This is a genomic window from Pseudomonas sp. GM_Psu_1 (assembly GCF_026544185.1).
GTDB lineage: Bacteria > Pseudomonadota > Gammaproteobacteria > Pseudomonadales > Pseudomonadaceae > Chryseomonas > Chryseomonas oryzihabitans.
The window spans coordinates 210,890-227,220 of the sequence record NZ_JALNUX010000005.1 but is presented as its reverse complement, the minus strand read 5'-3'; the positions used below and the strand labels follow the sequence as shown (position 1 = coordinate 227,220).

General features: G+C 65.5%; 12 protein-coding genes. 6 read left to right on the top strand and 6 right to left on the bottom strand.

Translation table 11 applies throughout. The annotated features are described in order from the left end of the window. Positions 1-181 precede the first annotated feature (181 nt). Entirely contained in the window at positions 182-1,882 is a 1,701-nt protein-coding gene (locus tag OXS31_RS10610) for a hypothetical protein (protein ID WP_027602279.1), read from the top strand. Further along, a complete protein-coding gene (nudC, locus tag OXS31_RS10605) occupies positions 1,879-2,706 on the top strand; it encodes an NAD(+) diphosphatase (protein ID WP_267398915.1) in 828 nt (275 codons plus the stop codon). Before OXS31_RS10610 ends, nudC begins: the two co-directional genes overlap by 4 nt. On the opposite strand, the gene OXS31_RS10600 is transcribed toward nudC, so the two are convergent. Further along, positions 2,674-3,450, bottom strand: coding sequence for a TSUP family transporter (locus OXS31_RS10600; protein ID WP_007161717.1), 777 nt, complete (start codon positions 3,448-3,450; stop codon positions 2,674-2,676). The genes nudC and OXS31_RS10600 overlap by 33 nt on opposite strands. 78 nt (positions 3,451-3,528) lie before the next feature. After that, complete coding sequence (gene pobA / locus OXS31_RS10595) at positions 3,529-4,713, bottom strand: 4-hydroxybenzoate 3-monooxygenase (RefSeq protein ID WP_074583707.1); 1,185 nt, start codon at positions 4,711-4,713, stop codon at positions 3,529-3,531. Positions 4,714-4,859: 146 nt separating this feature from the next. On the opposite strand from pobA, the gene OXS31_RS10590 reads away from it, so the two are divergent. After that, the gene (locus OXS31_RS10590; protein WP_181085401.1) at positions 4,860-5,744 is read left to right on the top strand and encodes a helix-turn-helix domain-containing protein; all 885 of its coding nucleotides are present in this window, start codon (positions 4,860-4,862) and stop codon (positions 5,742-5,744) included. Here OXS31_RS10590 and OXS31_RS10585 read toward each other — a convergent pair. Together OXS31_RS10585 and aroA are read right to left on the bottom strand one after the other, a co-directional pair. Then, positions 5,704-8,775: a hybrid sensor histidine kinase/response regulator gene (locus tag OXS31_RS10585; RefSeq protein ID WP_181085402.1), complete on the bottom strand. Its 3,072-nt coding sequence runs from the start codon at positions 8,773-8,775 to the stop codon at positions 5,704-5,706. The genes OXS31_RS10590 and OXS31_RS10585 overlap by 41 nt on opposite strands. A gap of 42 nt (positions 8,776-8,817) precedes the next feature. After that, the gene (gene aroA / locus OXS31_RS10580) at positions 8,818-10,086 is read right to left on the bottom strand and encodes a 3-phosphoshikimate 1-carboxyvinyltransferase (protein ID WP_027602284.1); all 1,269 of its coding nucleotides are present in this window, start codon (positions 10,084-10,086) and stop codon (positions 8,818-8,820) included. Between the two features lie 204 nt (positions 10,087-10,290). Here aroA and OXS31_RS10575 point away from each other — a divergent pair, with 204 nt between their 5' ends. The 3 genes from OXS31_RS10575 (at position 10,291) to OXS31_RS10565 (ending at position 14,053) form a co-directional block, all read left to right on the top strand. Then, positions 10,291-11,868 carry an alkaline phosphatase D family protein gene (locus OXS31_RS10575; protein ID WP_267398909.1) on the top strand — a complete coding sequence of 526 codons (1,578 nt, stop codon included), beginning with the start codon at positions 10,291-10,293 and terminating at the stop codon, positions 11,866-11,868. Positions 11,869-11,962: 94 nt separating this feature from the next. Further along, complete coding sequence (locus OXS31_RS10570) at positions 11,963-12,907, top strand: DNA replication terminus site-binding protein (protein WP_017640218.1); 945 nt, start codon at positions 11,963-11,965, stop codon at positions 12,905-12,907. 552 nt (positions 12,908-13,459) lie between these two features. After that, entirely contained in the window at positions 13,460-14,053 is a 594-nt protein-coding gene (locus OXS31_RS10565; protein WP_267398906.1) for a DUF1349 domain-containing protein, read from the top strand. An 11-nt stretch (positions 14,054-14,064) separates the two neighbouring features. Here OXS31_RS10565 and OXS31_RS10560 read toward each other — a convergent pair whose 3' ends face one another. Continuing rightward, positions 14,065-14,838: an L-iditol 2-dehydrogenase gene (locus OXS31_RS10560; protein WP_267398905.1), complete on the bottom strand. Its 774-nt coding sequence runs from the start codon at positions 14,836-14,838 to the stop codon at positions 14,065-14,067. Positions 14,839-14,898: 60 nt separating this feature from the next. Next, entirely contained in the window at positions 14,899-16,206 is a 1,308-nt protein-coding gene (locus tag OXS31_RS10555; RefSeq protein ID WP_267398903.1) for a sugar ABC transporter substrate-binding protein, read from the bottom strand. Between the last annotated feature and the right edge of the window lie 125 nt (positions 16,207-16,331).

Below are 16,331 nucleotides of genomic sequence, written 5' to 3'. Positions count from 1 at the left end.
AGCGTTCCAGAGCAAGGTTCCCTGGCGTGGCGTGAGGTCGAATCCCCGTCCGCCTGGAATGATTAGTGTGGCCCGGTCAGGAAGACGCAGGTACCTAGGCTCCAGTTGGAATAGCAAGCCTTTCTTCCCGTTTTAAAATGGCGTTGGCGAGGTTGTAATGGCGCAGGAGGCGTAAGGCACTATGGTGACCGGAGCAAGAGCTTTGAGCTTGGTCCGCGAACAGCTGTTCGCGACCATAGAGGAAGCTGAATCCCATCTTGAACGATTCATCGTCGAGCGGCACTGCAGCAGCCTGTTGCAGCGCGCGGTCGAGAGTATCGGCCAGATTCGCGGCGCCCTGACGCTGATCGAGCTGGCAGGCGCCCAGTTGCTCGCCCATCAGACGCTGCAGATTGCCAACGACATCCCGGCCGGCGCCGGTCCCGAGCATGACGAGCACCTCATGGCGATCTGCCGTGGGCTGCATGTCCTGCGCCGCTATCTCGAACAGCTGCGCAGCGGCCAGGACGAGATGCCCGAATTGCTGCTGCCGGCGATCAATGCCCTGCGCCTGGCGGGCGGCGAACCCGAACTTCCGGAAAGCTATTTCTTCAGCGTCCGCCTCGATCAGCGCCCGCTGATCAGCGCCACCACGCGCCTTGGCCTGCGCGAGCGTCAGGCCCAGGCACGCCGGATGCGCCAGATGTACCAGGTCGGCCTGCTGGGCTTCCTGCGCGACGTCAATGGCGTAGCCAGTCTGCGCCTGATGGCGCGGGCGCTGGAGCGCTCCGCGGCGCTGCTGCACGATCAGGTCGGCGGCTACCTGCCCTGGGTCGCCGCGGCTACCGTCGAGGGCTTCGCCCAGGGTCGCCTGACTGCCACCCGTGAACGCAAGCAGCTGTTCGCCCGGGTCGATCGCGAATTGCGTCAGATGCTGGGCAACGAATTGCACGAGCCCGCGCGCAGCACTCTCAAGGAGTTGCTGTATCTGCTGGCGCTGGCCGGTGTCGAGGGCGCCCATCCACAGGAAGTCATGAATGCCTACGGTTTCGAGCGACTCGGTTTCACCGACGCCCAGCTCGAAGCCGGCAAGAAGCGTCTCGCCGGTCCGGGTCATGCCGTGATGCATTCGCTGTCGGCCGCCATCCGCGAAGAGCTGGAGACGGTCAAGGACCTGATAGATCTCATTGAAACCGAGTTGCGCAACGGCGCCGAGCAGAATCGGCTGCCACGCTCCGACAACTTCTCCCGGCTGTATGTCCAGGTCGGCCTGCTCGGCAAGACGCTGGAGATGGTTGGCCAGGAGAATGCCGGCCAGGTCCTGCAGCAGTGCCTGCCGAACATCTCCCAGTTCCGCGACAAGTCCCTGGTGCTGGACGATCTCGCGCCCCTGGCCGATGCCCTGCTGCTGGTGGAAAGTCTGCTGGGCCAGCCCGAAGGGCAGGGCTCGCTGATCGACGTGCCGCTGGAAGCCGATGGCGTCCAGGTCAGTGTCGCCAATTACCAGCTGGGCGAAGCCCAGGCGCTGTTGCATCGGGAAGCCTACAAGGGCCTGACCGACGCCAAGCGCGCCATCGGTGCCTTCCTCGATTCGCGGGGCGACGCCCTGCACCTGGCCACCGTGCCCGCGCTGCTGGATACCGTCCGCGGGGCGTTGTTCTTCCTGGGCAATCCCCGGGCGGCCGAGCTGGTGCGTGCCTGCACCGGTTACATCCAGCGCTGCCTGATCGAAGGCGGCCAGGCCTGTGAGCCGGCGACCCTCGAGGTGCTGGCGGATGCCCTCAGCAGCATCGAATTCTTTGTCGAAAGCGGTGGCACCGAGAGTCAGGACGGTACCCCGGAAATCCTCGATATCGCCGCGCAAAGCATTCGCGCCCTGGGCTGGACGTCGGCTGCGGCATGAGTGCCTGGCAGCCCGGCTGGTTCCAGACCGCCCAATCCTCTGGCGGTTGGCTGGTCGTCCATAGCGGCCAGGCGTTTCTGACCTCGGGTGCGGACGTGCTCTTCGCCAGCGACGATTCGCGGGTGCAGGGATTCGAAGGAGAGCGCCACGGCCTTGGCCAGTGGCAGGCCCAGCCGGTCACCCTGCTCGAACTGGACACCCCGCCGGACATCGAGGGCTGCGTCTGGCAACCCTTGCGGCCGCTGATGCTGCAATCGCCCCATGCGCTGTTCAAGTTGCTGGGCTATGCCAATCAGATCGGGACCTGGGCACGCCAGCATCGCTTCTGCGGACAGTGCGGTACCCGCACCTTCGCCCTCGATGGCCAGCGCGGCCTCAAATGCCCGAATTGCCAGCTCACCCAATATCCGCGCCTGTCGCCGAGCATGATCGCCCTGGTCACGCGCGGCGACGAGGTACTACTGGCGCGGTCGCCCCGTTTCGCGCCCGGGGTCTTCAGCACCCTGGCCGGCTTCGTCGAGCCGGGCGAGTCGGCGGAGGCCTGCGTGCACCGGGAGATCATGGAAGAGGTGGGCGTTTCGGTCACCAACCTGCGCTACCAGGGCAGCCAGAACTGGCCCTATCCGCATTCCCTGATGCTGGGCTATCACGTCGATTACCTGAGCGGCGACATCCGGTGCCAACCGGATGAAATCGAAGATGCCCGCTGGTTCCACCTGCGCGAGTTGCCGACGCTGCCGCCGGCCTTTTCCATCTCGCGCTTTCTGATCGATTGCTATCGGGTCGAGCGCCTAGGCGGCGCTGAACCAGTGCTGCCAGATTAGCTTGACGGTCAGCGCCAGCACGACGCAGATGAACACCGGGCGGATGAACTTGGCGCCGCCGGCGATGGCGCTGCGCGCGCCCAGGTAGGCCCCGAGGGTCAGCGACAGACCCATGGTCAGCCCCAGCACCCAGAGCACCTGTCCCAGGGCGATGAACATCACCAGGGCGACCCCGTTGCTGACGAAATTCATGGTGCGCGCCACGCCGCTGGCCTTGAGCAGATCCAGTGGATAGAGGAGCAGGCTGCTGACCGTCCAGAAGGCGCCCGTACCAGGCCCGAACAGGCCGTCGTAGGCACCCAGCGTCAGGCCCTGGGGCCATTGGCGCCGTTGCGGCACGGGCGCATCGCTGAGCACCGGTGCCTTGGGCGTGCCGCCGAACAGCAGATAGAGGGCGCAGCTGAACACCACGACCGGCAGCAGCTGATTGAGGAAGTCCGCGGAGAGATGGTGGGCCACCAGGGCGCCAATCCCCGCACCGAGGGCCGTAGCCAGCAGCGCATGCCGCCACTGACGGGGATGGAACAGCTTGCGGCGGTAGAAGGTGTAGGCGGCGGTGGCGCTGCCAAAGGTCGAGCTGAGCTTGTTGGTGCCGATCGCCAGATGGGGCGGCACGCCGGCCATCAGCAGCGCCGGCACCGTGAGCAGGCCGCCCCCGCCGGCGATGGCGTCGATGTAACCGGCGAGGAAGGCGACCCCGGCGAGCAGCGTCAGGGTCATGGGGTCCAGGGCGAATTCGAGCATGAGGGTAGGGCGCCAGGTGGAACGGGGGCGCCATCATGCATCAGACGCGCAGCCGTCACCACCTGCGGGCGACCTCGATCAATCCAGGGCGGGGAAGGGCAATCCGACGTAGTTTTCCGCGAGAGTGGTGCGACCCGCTCTGGAATCGAGCAGCGCCTGGAGTTCGGCGTCCTGCACCCGCTGGGTGAAGGCATCGGTATCCGGAAAACGGTGCAGGGCGGTGGTCATCCACCAGGAGAAGCGCACTGCCGCCCAGATCCGCTTCAGGCAGAGCGCCGAGTAGCGTTCGAGGCAGCTGGCGTCGCCGTTGCGATAGGCGCGTTCCAGCAGCAGGTGCAGATTGCGCACGTCGCCCAGGGCCAGGTTGAGTCCCTTGGCGCCGGTGGGCGGGACGATATGGGCGGCATCGCCGACCAGGAACAGCCGGCCGTATTGCATGGGTTCGACCACATAGCTGCGCAGCGGGGCGATGCTCTTTTCCAGCGAGGGACCGGTCACCAGCTGGGCCGCCGTCTCGGCCGGCAGGCGCGCCTTGAGTTCCGCCCAGAAACGCTCGTCCGACCAATTCTCCACCGCGTCCCCGGCTTCCACCTGCAGGTAGTAACGACTGCGGGTCGCGGACCTCATGCTGCACAGGGCGAAGCCTCGCGGGTGATTGACGTAGATGAGTTCGTCGGCGGCAGGCGGGGTGTCGCTCAGCAAGCCCAGCCAGCCGAAGGGATAGACCCGCTCGTATTCGGTGAGCACGCCGTCCGGGATGCTGCGGCGCGAGACGCCATGGAAGCCGTCGCAGCCGGCGATGTAATCGCAGTCGATGCGCAGCGTCTCACCGGCGACCTGGCAGGTGACATGAGGGCGCTCGCCCTTGAGTTCGTGGGGCTGGACCTCGCTGGCCTGGTAAAAGGTAGGGGCGCCACTGGCCTGGCGGGCGGCCATCAGGTCGCGGGTCACCTCGGTCTGGCCATAGACGGTGACGCAGCGTCCGCCCAGCAGATCGTTCAAGTCCAGTCGCTCGCGCTTGCCGTGGATGGCGAACTCCACGCCTTCATGCACCTGGCCTTCCTGTTCCAGCCGCTCGGCGACGCCGGCCTGGCGCAGCAGATCGACGGTGCCCTGTTCGAGCACGCCGGCACGGATGCGGCTGAGTACGTGGTCGGCGCTCTGGCGCTCGACGATGACGTTGTCGATACCCGAGCGGGTGAGCAGCTGGCCCAGCAGCAGTCCGGAAGGGCCCGCGCCGATGATGACGACTTGGGTGCGCATGGAGTCTGTCCTCTTGTCTGGCGTGATCGCCGTTTATTATGGGGCTCCGGTATTTTTGGACGGTTTTCGCCGGTATCGACAGCGACCTTTGCGATACTTTCTGGTACTTTTCAATGATTCGTGCGGCTATCGCCCAGGGACTGACGATGACCACTGCCTTGCCACCCATCTTCAAGCTGTATGGCGAGGCCCAGGCCTGGCCAGCGCCGGACCTGCTGCACTGCGAAACCATCGAGAGTCGCAGTCGGCTGCATGCCTGGCATATCGAAACCCATCGTCATGCGGATCTCGCGCAGCTGCTCTATGTGCGCCAGGGCGGGGTGCGCCTGCAGCTGGAAGACTGGCAGGGCGAAAGGACCGGGCCGCTGCTGGTGGTGCTGCCGGTGTTGTGCGTGCATGCCTTCGAATTCGAGCCCTCGGTGGAGGGTTTCGTGGTCACCCTGCCGGTGCCTCAGCTGGAGCGCCTGAAGCAGCGCTGCCAGAGAGCCGGGCAGGGACTGTTCCTGGCGGCCGGGTGCCTGGACCTGAGCGGACCCGACGCCCCCTGGATCGATCAGTTGATCGGTCAGCTCGTCGCCGAATACGAGGGCCACAAGCCGGGTCGCGAGGTCATGCTCGAAGCCCTGCTCGACAGCCTGGCGATCTGGCTGCTACGACAGCATCGGCACGAGCCGGGGGCGACCCTGCCACGACGCGCCGAACAGCACCTGGGACGCTTTCTGGCGCTGGTGGAGCAGCATTATCGCGAGCACTGGAGCCTGGGGCGCTACGCGGCGGCGCTCGGGATCTCGGGAGTCCACCTGAACGGCCTCTGCCGGCAGCTGGCCGGTGCCTCGGCGCTGGCCATCGTGCACCAGCGCCTGCTGCTGGAGGCGCGCCGCACCCTGACCTACACCCAAGCATCGGTGGGCGAGATCGCCGATGCCCTGGGCTTTGCCGATCCGGCCTACTTCGCCCGCTTCTTCCGCCGCGGCACCGGCCAGAGTCCGCTCAGTTATCGCCGTCTTGCGGGCCAACAACCGCCGAGCTGAGGGGCAGGGGATCGGCTGCCAGGGTTTCGCCGACGCGCGTGGCCAGGGCGTCGAGATTGAAGGGCTTGGTGATCAGGGTCATGCCGGGGTCGAGATAGCCTTCCAGGTGCGCTCCCTCGGCATAGCCGGTGGCGAACAGTACCTTGAGGCCGGGCCGGCGCTGCCGCGCGATCTCGGCCAGCTGGCGACCGTTCATGCCCGGCAGGCCGACATCGGACAGCAGCAGGTCGATGGGGCGGCCGCTTTCCAGCAACGGCAGGGCGGTGCGCGCGTCTTCGGCCTGCAGGGTCGCATAGCCCAGTTCGCGCAACAGATCCACCACCATCTGCCGGACCACGGGTTCGTCTTCCACCACCAGCACGGTCTTGCCGGCGCTGTGAGCGGTGACCGTAGGGGAGGCCAGCCGCGGCGGCTCCACATCGGCGCCCAGGTAGCGGGGCAGGTAGAGGCCCACGGTCGTGCCCTGGCCGGGCAGGGAATCGAGCCGGACATGCCCCTTGGACTGCTTGGCGTAGCCATAGATCATCGACAGCCCCAGGCCGGTGCCCTGGCCGATGGGCTTGGTGGTGAAGAAGGGGTCGAAGGCGCGTGCCATGACCTCGGGTGGCATCCCGGTGCCGTTGTCCGTCACCAGCAGCGCCACATAGTCACCGGCGCTCACGGCGTCCAGGCCATTGCCGCTGTCGCTGAGATAGACATTGCGCGTCTCGATGCGGACGGTGCCGCCATGGGGCAGGGCATCGCGGGCATTGATGACCAGGTTGAGCAGGGCGCTTTCCAATTGGTGGGCATCGGTGAGCGCCTGCCAGAGTCCGGCGTCCAGCTCGAGCTGCAGGACGATATCGCCGCGCAGACTGCGTAGCAGCAGCTCCTCCATGGAGCGCACGCAGTCGTTAACGTGAATGGGCTGCAGATCCAACGCCTGGCGCCGGGAAAAGGCCAGCAACCGCTGGGTGAGGGCGGCCGCGCGCTGGGCGGAGGTCAGCGCCGAGTGCAGATACTGGTCGAATTTGTCCTGGCGACCGGCCTTCTGGTGCCGCTGCAGCATGTCGAGACTGCCCATGATGCCGGTCAGCAGATTGTTGAAGTCGTGGGCGATGCCACCGGTGAGCTGACCCACAGCTTCCATCTTCTGCGCCTGGCGCAACTGCTCCTGCAGCTCCTGCTGCTCGGTGACGTCGCGCCCCACGGCGTAGATCAGCTCGTCTTCGGCGCTGGCGGTCCAGTCGAGGATGCGATAGCTGCCATCGCGGCCACGCAACCGCGCCCTGAGATTGGCCGAGCCCTGCTGGCGGCCCAGGCTGCGCAGGGTATCGAAGACCTGGCGCTGATCGTCGGGATGGATGAGTTCAGTGAGCTGGATGCTGGCCAGATCGGTCTCACGCCGTCCCAGCAGGCGGGTAGCGGCGCTGTTAACCGTCTTCACCTCGCCATCGGCGCGGCAGATCACCATGAGGTCATGGCTGATGCGCCACATCCGGTCACGCTCGCGGGTGCGCAGTTCGATCTGTTGCTCCAGCTCCTGGCGCGAACGGGTGAGGACCTCCCGCGCATCGACGATGCTCTGGATATCGGTGCAGGTGCCGAACCATTGCTCGATGCGGCCCTTGGCGTCACGCACCGGTTGCGCCCGGCCGAGCACCCAGCGGTAGCGCCCGGAGCGATGCCGCAGGCGGTATTCGATGTGGTAGGGCTCGCCGGTGCTGAGGCTGTGGTGCCAGACCTTCCAGGTGCGCTCCTGGTCGTCCGGGTGGAAGACGTTGGCCCAGCCTTCGCCCTCCGTGGAGCCTTCCGGCACTCCGGTGAATTCGTACCAGCGGTTGTTGAAATAGAAGTGGTGGCCATCGGGGCGGGTGGCCCAGACCATCTGGTCGATGGAGTTGATGATGGCGCGCAGCTGCGCCTCGTTGCGCGCCAGCTCCTGAGCCTGGCGGCGATGATTGCTGATGTCGATGAACAATACCGCGAAACGGTCGCCTGGCAGCTTGTGGGCGCGCACCTCGTACCAGTGTTCATGCTGCAGGTGCAGCAGGATGTCGAACTGGGTGAATTCGGCATCGCCGTTCATGAAGTCGACATAGGCAGGCAGCAGATCGGCTTCCAGCTGCGGCAGGGATTCGCGCAGCGTCCGCCCCAGGACCTGATCCAGGGGGATGCCGGTGAGGGTGGCGAAGACCGGATTGACCTCCAGGAAACGGAAATCCTCCATCCGGCCAGCGGCATCGCGGGTCGCCTGGGCCATGTAGAAGCCCTCGCGCATGCCGTGGTACAGCTCCTGCAGCCAGAGATCGCGTTCGGTGATGGCGGCTTCGTTGAGCTTGCGCTCGGTGATGTCGTAGCACACGCCCAGATAGCGGCCGCCGCCCTGGCTGGTCATCAGCTGGCCGCGTCGACCGAGCCAGCGCTCCTCGCCGGTGTCGGCACGGCGAATGCGGTATTCGAGATAGTCGAGGGCGTCGTCGTCCGGCGCCGCGGTCAGGGTTCGCAGGCTGGAGACGTCGTCGGGATGCAGCTGCCGGATCAGCTCTTCCAGGGGATAGCTGCGGCGGACCGGCAAGCCCCACAGCTGGCAGAACCCCGAGGACACCAGCAGTCGGGCCTCGCCGGGTAACAGCTCGAAGGTACCGACGCGCCCGACCTCCTGGGCCAGTCGCACCCGCTCCTCGGCTATCAGCTGATCGGTCCTGTCCTGCAGCACATGTACGAAGCCGAGCGGGTCCTCGGCGTCCTTCAGAGCGGTAGTGGCGATCTCCACCCAGCGTGGCGTACCGCCCTGCACCGTGATCCAGCCGGCGCCCTGGCCGTGCTCGTCGACCAGCGCCTGATGCAGGGCGGTGGTCAGGAAGGCGGCGTCCCGACCCGACGTCAGCAGATCAGCGAAGCGCTGGCCCCGAGCTTCGCTGGCCGGCCAGCCACACAGCAGTTCGGCCCCGCGGTTCCAACGCTCGATGCACCCGTCGCGGTCGGTGATGACCAGAGCGTGGGAGGTCAACTGCAAAAGCGCCTGCTGTTCGAGCAGAGAGGTCGACATGCGTGGATTCCATTCAGCGAGCGGGCGTGTGACGGGCGTTACCTAGGCTTCGATACCCTCGCTCAGCTGGACGTTCAAACTGCGCAGGGCATTCCAGTACTCAGGATAGGTCTTGCCGACGCATTCGGGGTCCAGAATGCGGATGCCTGCCACCTTCAGGCCGGCCAGGGCGAAGCACATGGCGATCCGGTGGTCGGCGTGGGTCTCGATCACGGCATCGGTCCGGGTACCGGCCAGGGCAGGATCGGCCGCCACCAGCAGGTCGTCACCCTCGACGCTGGCGAGACCGGCGCGAATGGCGTTGAGGCCGTCGTGCAGGGCCGCCACCCGGTCGCATTCCTTCACGCGCAGATTGGCCAGGCCCACGAAGCGCACGGGGGTTTCGTTGAAGGCTGCCAGGACCGCCAGGGTAGGAATGGCATCCTGCATCTGCGAGCCGTCGATGACCGCCGGCAGTCGAGGGAAGGCGGCGATGTGGTCGTGGGCCTTGGCATCGGGCTGGGTGAAGGCGTCGTCGGCCACCCCCAGGTCGATGGTCCCGCCGGTGAGGGCCTGGGCCGCCCAGAGATAGGTGGCGGCGGAGGCGTCCGGCTCGATGAAGTAATCCCGTGCGACGTAGCCGGTCGGGGCGACCCGCCAGGTGGCGGCGTCCAGCTGCTCGACCTGGGCGCCGAAGGCGCGCATCGCCTCGACGGTCAGGTCGACATAGCCGCGGGCACCGATGTCGCTGCCGCGCAGGGCGACGTCCACCGGTTCGCTGCCGAGCGCGGCCAGCATCAGCAGGGCGGAGACGTACTGGCTGGACAGGCCGGCATCCACCTCGAAGCGGCGCGCGGTGAGACGGCCCTGACCGGTAACGGTTACCGGCGGGCAGCCACTCGGCGCCTCCACCTGGATGCCATTGGCGCTCAGGGTCTCCAGCAGGGGACCGATCGGCCGCTTCTGCATATAGGCGTCACCGGTCAGGGTCACGGCGCCGTCGACGGTGGCCACCGCCGCGGTCAGGAAGCGCACCGCCGTGCCGGCATTGCCGAGAAACAGCGGTGCTTCCGGTTGCTGCAGGCGTCCGGAGCTGGTCACCACGAAGGTGGTGGCATCGGGTTCGTCGACGGTGACACCCATCTGCCGCAGCGCCTCGGACATGTGCCGGGTGTCATCGCTCTTGAGAGCGCCGGTCAGGCGGCTGGTGCCCTTGGCCAGCGCTGCCAGCAGCAGGGCGCGGTTGGTGATGGACTTGGAACCGGGTGGGGCGACCCGTCCATGTAGCGCGACGTTGGGCGGGGTGACGGTGATGTAGGGTCTGGCGGACATGGGGGCTCCAAGCAACTTCGCGACGGCCACAACGGCGGATCGTAATGGGGGCGCCATGATGCCATTTCAGACCGCCCAGGCCAAAGCACCCGTACTTTAATACCACCCCTATAGGGACCGTGGCTTTCACCTGATACCCCTATTGTCACGAACAGGTCATCAAGGCGGGGTAGTGCTAGCCTTTTTCCGCCAGAGGCCGTTGCCATGTCCCTTATCCGTCCCGATCGTCGTCGCGTTCTGCAAGGCCTGGGTGCCACGCTGCTGTTGCCCGCCCTGGGCCAGCGAACCTGGGCCGCACCGGCAGGGCGCCCGGGAATACCCGATGGGGTCCAGGCGGGGGATGTCACCGGCGGGCAGGCGCTGATCTGGAGTCGGACGGATCGTCCGGCGCGGCTGCTGGTGGAGTGGGATACCCAGGAGAGCTTTCGCTCCCTGCGCAAGGCGACGGGTCCCGTCACCACGGCGGCCCAGGACTACACGGCCCACATCGACCTGGCCGGGCTGCCGGCCGATCAGCACATCTTCTACCGCGTGCGCTTCGAAGACGTAGACAGCGGCGCGCTCAGCGAGCCCGTCATCGGCCACCTGCGCTCGGCGCCCAGCCAGCGCGGGGATATCCGCTTCGTCTGGGGCGGCGACACCGTGGGGCAGGGCTTTGGCATCAATCCCGACATCGGCGGCATGCGCATCTACAACGCCATGCGCGAGCGGCGGCCGGACTTCTTCCTGCACAGCGGCGACACCATCTATGCCGACGGCCCGGTCCCGGCCCAGCTGACGGTGGAAGAGGGACGCATCTGGCGCAACCTCACCACCGAGGCCAAGAGCAAGGTGGCGGAAACCCTGGACGAATTCCGCGGCAACTATCGTTACAACCTGATGGACGCCCACCTCAAGAGATTCAACGCCGAGGTGCCCCAGGTGTGGCAGTGGGACGACCACGAGACCACCAACAACTGGTCGCCGAGCAAGACGATGGACGATCGCTACCAGGTCAAGGACATCAATGTCCTGAGCGGTCGGGCCCGCCAAGCCTTCCTGGAATACGCGCCCATGCGGGGCGTCTCGGCCGACGGGGCAGGGCGCATCTATCGACGGATCGCCTATGGCCCCCTGCTGGATGTCTTCGTGCTGGACATGCGCAGCTATCGCGCCGGCAACGACAGCAACCTGGGTAGCGAGGAGGGCGGTCAGGGCGCCTTTCTGGGTCAGGAGCAACTCGACTGGCTGAAGAAGGAGCTGCAGGCGTCCAAGGCGACCTGGAAGGTGATCGCGGCCGATATGCCCATCGGGCTGCAGGTCCCGGATGGCAAGGACGCGCAGGGCCAGGCGCGCTGGGAGGCGATCGCCAACGGCGATCCCGGAGCCCCCAAGGGGCGCGAGCTGGAAACGGCCGACCTGCTGCGCTTCATCGCCCGGCAGGGGATCCGCAACACCGTCTGGCTTACCGCGGACGTGCATTACTGCGCCGCGCACCACTATCACCCGGACAGGGCGGCCTTCCAGGATTTCGAACCCTTCTGGGAATTCGTGGCGGGGCCGCTGAACGCCGGCAGCTTCGGTCCCAACCCGCTGGATGCCACCTTCGGGCCCGAGGTGGTGTTCCAGAAGGCGCCGCCCCAGGCCAACACCTCACCGCTGAGCAACTTTCAATTCTTCGGGGAGGTGGAGATCGACGGCAAGACCGCCGAATTGCAGGTCACCCTCAGGGATCAGGACGGCCGTCCGCAATTTACCCAGAAGCTACAGCCCCTAAATAGCAATACCACCCCTATAGCATAAATACATTCAGTGATGATCCTCTGCACAGCTATCAAGAAGAGGCCCAAGTTCTTGTAAATGCTACAATCTGGTAGATATCAGGTTGGAGTTGGCCATGCACGAAGACATCAAGAGCGCGTTCGAAGACCTCAAGCGGAGCATCGCCATCTTCAATGAACGCTGGCCCGGGAAGGTGATAGCTGCCCGGGTCTGGCGGCTGCCGCTGCTGGCCCAGCAGCGGGTGCCTGACCACATCGCGGCGGAGTCCTTCGAGGGCAGCGCCGCGGTGGAACTCACCCGCGATGCCTTGCTGGCCTTTCACCTGCAACCCGGCCAGGCACCGGGTACGGTCAGCCGACTGCCCGGTTATATCGCCCTGGCCGAGCCGCTGATGGAGGAGATCCTGGCCATCAATACCTGCAAGGCCGCCTTCAGCGCGGCGATCGAGCAGACACGCCTGGAGCTGGAGCTGGCGCCGGAGGCGCGGCCCCGCATCATGCGCAAGGCCCTGGGTGGCGCCTTCAATACCAAGCAGCTGATCCGCAAGGTGCATGGCTTTCCCGATCCGGTCCGGCAGCTGACCTTTACCTGGGCCGGGCACACCGCAGGGGGAGAGCGGGTCAAGGTGGCCAAGGTGCGCGAGCAACTCAAGACCCTGGCCATGGCCCGTGCCGACCGGGAGCGGATCGCTCTGGATCGCACTCCGGAATGGCAGGAACACCAGGCACTCAATCGCATGGCGGACGATGACATCCTGGTCCGCCACAAGAAGATCGCACCGCATCCGCGGGCGATGCTCTGGTTCGGCGAGGAGAGTCGCTATGACGCCATGATCCACGCGAACCTGCCGGTGTTCGTGGTACCGGCTCAGGACGGCATGCAGGTCGTCGATCTGCGCGACTTCGACCGGACTCAGCGCGGGGCCCTGCGACCCGACATCAAGCCGCGGCGCGAGGTGCTGGCCACGCGGTTGCTGTACCTGCCCACCGACAACCCGGAACGGCCCGCCGCCCAGCGCAACAACGAGGCGACGCTCAAGCGCTCGACCTACAGTCGCTGAGCCCCGATGACGTTACCGAGCGAGTGGATGTCGTAACCAGACCCTTCATGGCCGAGTGAAAAGGTAACGAAATCCTCCGCAACAGTTGCCTGCACATCAGCCTCGAATCAGCGAAAGCTAGTCTTTTCAACGACTTATGAATGTTGGCACGGCGAGTGCTTTATTACTGGCACAAGAACAACAAGATGCGCCGCTAACCGCCCACAACAAGAACAAGACGGCCAAGGCTCGCGAACCGATCATTTTGGAACGCTCCAGAGCAACCAAAGTAATCTGTTCACTTCCCACCTCGTTGGTGGGGCGTACTAAAGATCGATGACGTCGACGTCCGACAACAAAAACAAGAGGACAGCAGACGTACTTGAACAGGGGAGCCTCAGGGCTCCCTTTTTTCATGCCTGCAAAAAAGTCGCTGGAGGGCAGGTAATGGCCCCTGGCACAGCGCTCAGCACTCTGCTCGCGGTCCTCGCAGTACGATTTACCGTCTGGCTTTGGCGCATCGGGCATCCGTGATCTATCGTGAGCGCAGCCCATCCGCCGTGGATACCTGTCATGACCCTTGCGAAGACCCTGCCTGCCCATTGGCTGAACGAGCCGAGGCGCTGGTCCGATACGGACGGCCTGCTGCATATCAGCACCGATCGCGAGACCGACTTCTGGCAGAAGACCCAATACGGCTTCGAACGTGACAGCGGACATTTCCGGGGTTATGCGGCCGGGGCGGATTTCACCGTGCAGGTGCGGATCACCGGGACCTTTACCGAGCTGTACGACCAGGCCGGCTTGATGGTGCGGCAGGGCAGCGAGCGCTGGTGCAAGACCGGGCTCGAGATCAACGATGGCATCGCCCATCTGGGCAGCGTCCTCACCCTGGGGCATTCCGACTGGGCCCTCGGGCCGATGCCGGATGCGGTCAGGGGATTCTGGTTGCGCATGACGCTGCACGCCGAGGTGCTGCGCCTCCAGTATTCCCTAGATGGGCAGACCTGGCCGCTGTTGCGGCTGTGTCGCTTCGCGAGCGAAGAGGGCGCGGCGCTGCAGGTCGGGCCCTATTGCTGTTCGCCGCAGCGCGAGGGCCTGGAGGTCAGCTTTGCCGGCCTGCAGATCGGGCCGGCGATCGTCAAGGAACTGCACGACCTGAGCTGACCGCGCGGCGATCAGCTCATCCAGTTGCCGCCGTCGACGTTGTAGGTCTGGGCCACCACGAAGTCGCTGTCACTGGATGCCAGGAACAGCGCCATGCCGACCAGGTCCTCGGCGGTTCCCATCCGGCCGAAGGGCACGGCTTCGCCGACCAGGCGCTTCTTCTCGCCCAGCGGTCGTTGCTCGTAATGGGCGAAGAGGGCGTCCACACCTTCCCAATGCTCGCCATCGACCACGCCCGGGGCGATCGCATTGACGTTGATGCGGTGCTTGATGAGGTCGAGGCCTGCCGACTGGGTCAGGCTGATCACCGCCGCCTTGGTCGCGCAATAGACGGCCACCAGGGCTTCACCGCGGCGACCGGCCTGACTGGCCATGTTGATGATCTTGCCGCCATGCCCCTGGGCGATCATCTGCCGGGCAGCGGCCTGCAGGGTGAAAAGGGGGCCGGCCACGTTGATGGCGAACAGCCGGTCATAGCTTGCCCGCGAGATCTCGACGATGGGTGCCAAGTCGAACAGGGCGGCGTTGTTGACCAGGATGTCGAGCTTGCCGGCGGTAGCGACCACCTGGGCGATGGCCGTGTCGATGGAGGCCTGGTCAGTGACGTCCATGGCCAGGGCGTAGGCACGCTCGCCCAGTTCCTCGGCCGTTTCGCGGGCTCTTTCGATGTTGATGTCGGCGATGGCCACCGTCGCGCCTTCCCTGAGGTAGGCCTGGGCGAAGGCCTTGCCGATCCCGCGCGCGGCGCCGGTGATCAGGGTGCTTTTTCCTTCCAGTCTGTTCATGGTCTTGGCTCCAATCGAGAGAAGCCGATCGCGCGGTCGGCTTCTTGGGGTAGAAAGGGATTACTTGAGATAGCCCGCGCGTTTCATCTCGCGAGTCGTCGAGGTCTGGGCCGCGTTGAGGGCCTGTTCGACGCTCATCTGGCCGGTGAGGGCAGCCGAGAACAGCTTGCCGACCGAGGTGCCGATGGCCTGGAATTCGGGAATGGTCACGTACTGGATGCCGACATAGGGCACCTGCTTGGCCGAGGGATGGGCCGGGTCGGCGTGCTGCATCATTTCCAGGGTGATTTTGGCGAAGGGCGCAGCGCTCAGGTAGGCCTGGCTGTAGGTGGACTGGCGAGTGCCCGGCGGGACGTTGGAGATGCCGTCCTGCTCGGCCACCAGCTGGATGTATTCCTTGGAAGTCGCCCAGGTGATGAAGGTCTTGGCCGCCTCCTTGTGCTTGGCGCTCGCCGGGATCGCCAGCGACCAGGCATACAGCCAGGACGAGCCCTTGTCGGTGACCTCATGGGGCGAAGCGGCGAAGCCGACCTCGTCCGCCACCTTGCTCTGGCTCTTGTCGGTGGTGAAGGAACCGGCGACGCTGGCATCCACCCAGAGCGCGCACTTGCCGCTGTTGAACAGGGCCAGGTTCTCGTTGAAACCGTTGCTGGAAGCCCCGGGCGGGCCGTACTTCTTCATGTTGTCGACATAGAAGTTGGCCGCTGCCGTCCACTCGGGACTGGTCAATTCGGGGTGCCACTGCTCGTCGAACCAGCGCGCGCCGAAGGCGTTGCCCATCAGGCTGAGCAGCGCGACGTTTTCCCCCCAGCCGGCCTTGCCCCTCAGGCAGAGGCCGTATTGCTCCTTGTCCGGCTGGTTGAGCTGGCTGGCGAACGCGGCGAGTTGCGACCAGGTCGGCTTGTCGGGCATCTGCAGGCCGGCGGCCTTGAACAGGTCCTTGCGGTAGTAGGTGACGGTGCTTTCGCCATAGAACGGCAGGGCATAGAGATGGTTGTTGACCGACAGCCCCTGGCGGACTGCCGGGAAGATGTCTTCGACGTCATAGCTGGCAGGCAGGTTGTCGAGCGGCTCCAGCCAGTTCTTGGCCCCCCAGAGCGGGGTTTCGTAGGTGCCGATGGTCAGGACATCGAATTGGCCACCACCGGTAGTGATGTCGGTGGTCAGCCGCTGCCGCAGCACGTTTTCTTCGAGCACCACCCAGTTGAGCTTGATGTCGGGGTGCCGTTGTTCGAACACCTGGGACAGGCGCTGCATGCGCACCATGTCGCTGTTGTTGACGGTGGCAACGGTGACCGATTCGACGGCCTGGGCAACACCGGTCAACCCGAGACCGGCCAACAGCAGCAAGGCGATAGAGCGCTTCATCTTCTTCTCTCCGTGACTGCCACGATGGGCAGCTTGTTGTTGTTATGGATAACTGGCCGCCGATATAAATCTGATCTCGACAGCGCAGCTGGAGGGGATTACAACAGCAGGGCCAAGCCGCTGGC

What these genes read in the sequence shown, in the direction of transcription:
- OXS31_RS10610 (WP_027602279.1), top strand. Translation starts at nt 182, where the DNA reads ATGGTGACCGGAGCAAGAGCTTTGAGCTTGGTCCGCGAACAGCTGTTC.
- nudC (WP_267398915.1), top strand. Translation starts at nt 1,879, where the DNA reads ATGAGTGCCTGGCAGCCCGGCTGGTTCCAGACCGCCCAATCCTCTGGC.
- OXS31_RS10600 (WP_007161717.1), bottom strand. Translation starts at nt 3,450, where the DNA reads ATGCTCGAATTCGCCCTGGACCCCATGACCCTGACGCTGCTCGCCGGG.
- pobA (WP_074583707.1), bottom strand. Translation starts at nt 4,713, where the DNA reads ATGCGCACCCAAGTCGTCATCATCGGCGCGGGCCCTTCCGGACTGCTG.
- OXS31_RS10590 (WP_181085401.1), top strand. Translation starts at nt 4,860, where the DNA reads ATGACCACTGCCTTGCCACCCATCTTCAAGCTGTATGGCGAGGCCCAG.
- OXS31_RS10585 (WP_181085402.1), bottom strand. Translation starts at nt 8,775, where the DNA reads ATGTCGACCTCTCTGCTCGAACAGCAGGCGCTTTTGCAGTTGACCTCC.
- aroA (WP_027602284.1), bottom strand. Translation starts at nt 10,086, where the DNA reads ATGTCCGCCAGACCCTACATCACCGTCACCCCGCCCAACGTCGCGCTA.
- OXS31_RS10575 (WP_267398909.1), top strand. Translation starts at nt 10,291, where the DNA reads ATGTCCCTTATCCGTCCCGATCGTCGTCGCGTTCTGCAAGGCCTGGGT.
- OXS31_RS10570 (WP_017640218.1), top strand. Translation starts at nt 11,963, where the DNA reads ATGCACGAAGACATCAAGAGCGCGTTCGAAGACCTCAAGCGGAGCATC.
- OXS31_RS10565 (WP_267398906.1), top strand. Translation starts at nt 13,460, where the DNA reads ATGACCCTTGCGAAGACCCTGCCTGCCCATTGGCTGAACGAGCCGAGG.
- OXS31_RS10560 (WP_267398905.1), bottom strand. Translation starts at nt 14,838, where the DNA reads ATGAACAGACTGGAAGGAAAAAGCACCCTGATCACCGGCGCCGCGCGC.
- OXS31_RS10555 (WP_267398903.1), bottom strand. Translation starts at nt 16,206, where the DNA reads ATGAAGCGCTCTATCGCCTTGCTGCTGTTGGCCGGTCTCGGGTTGACC.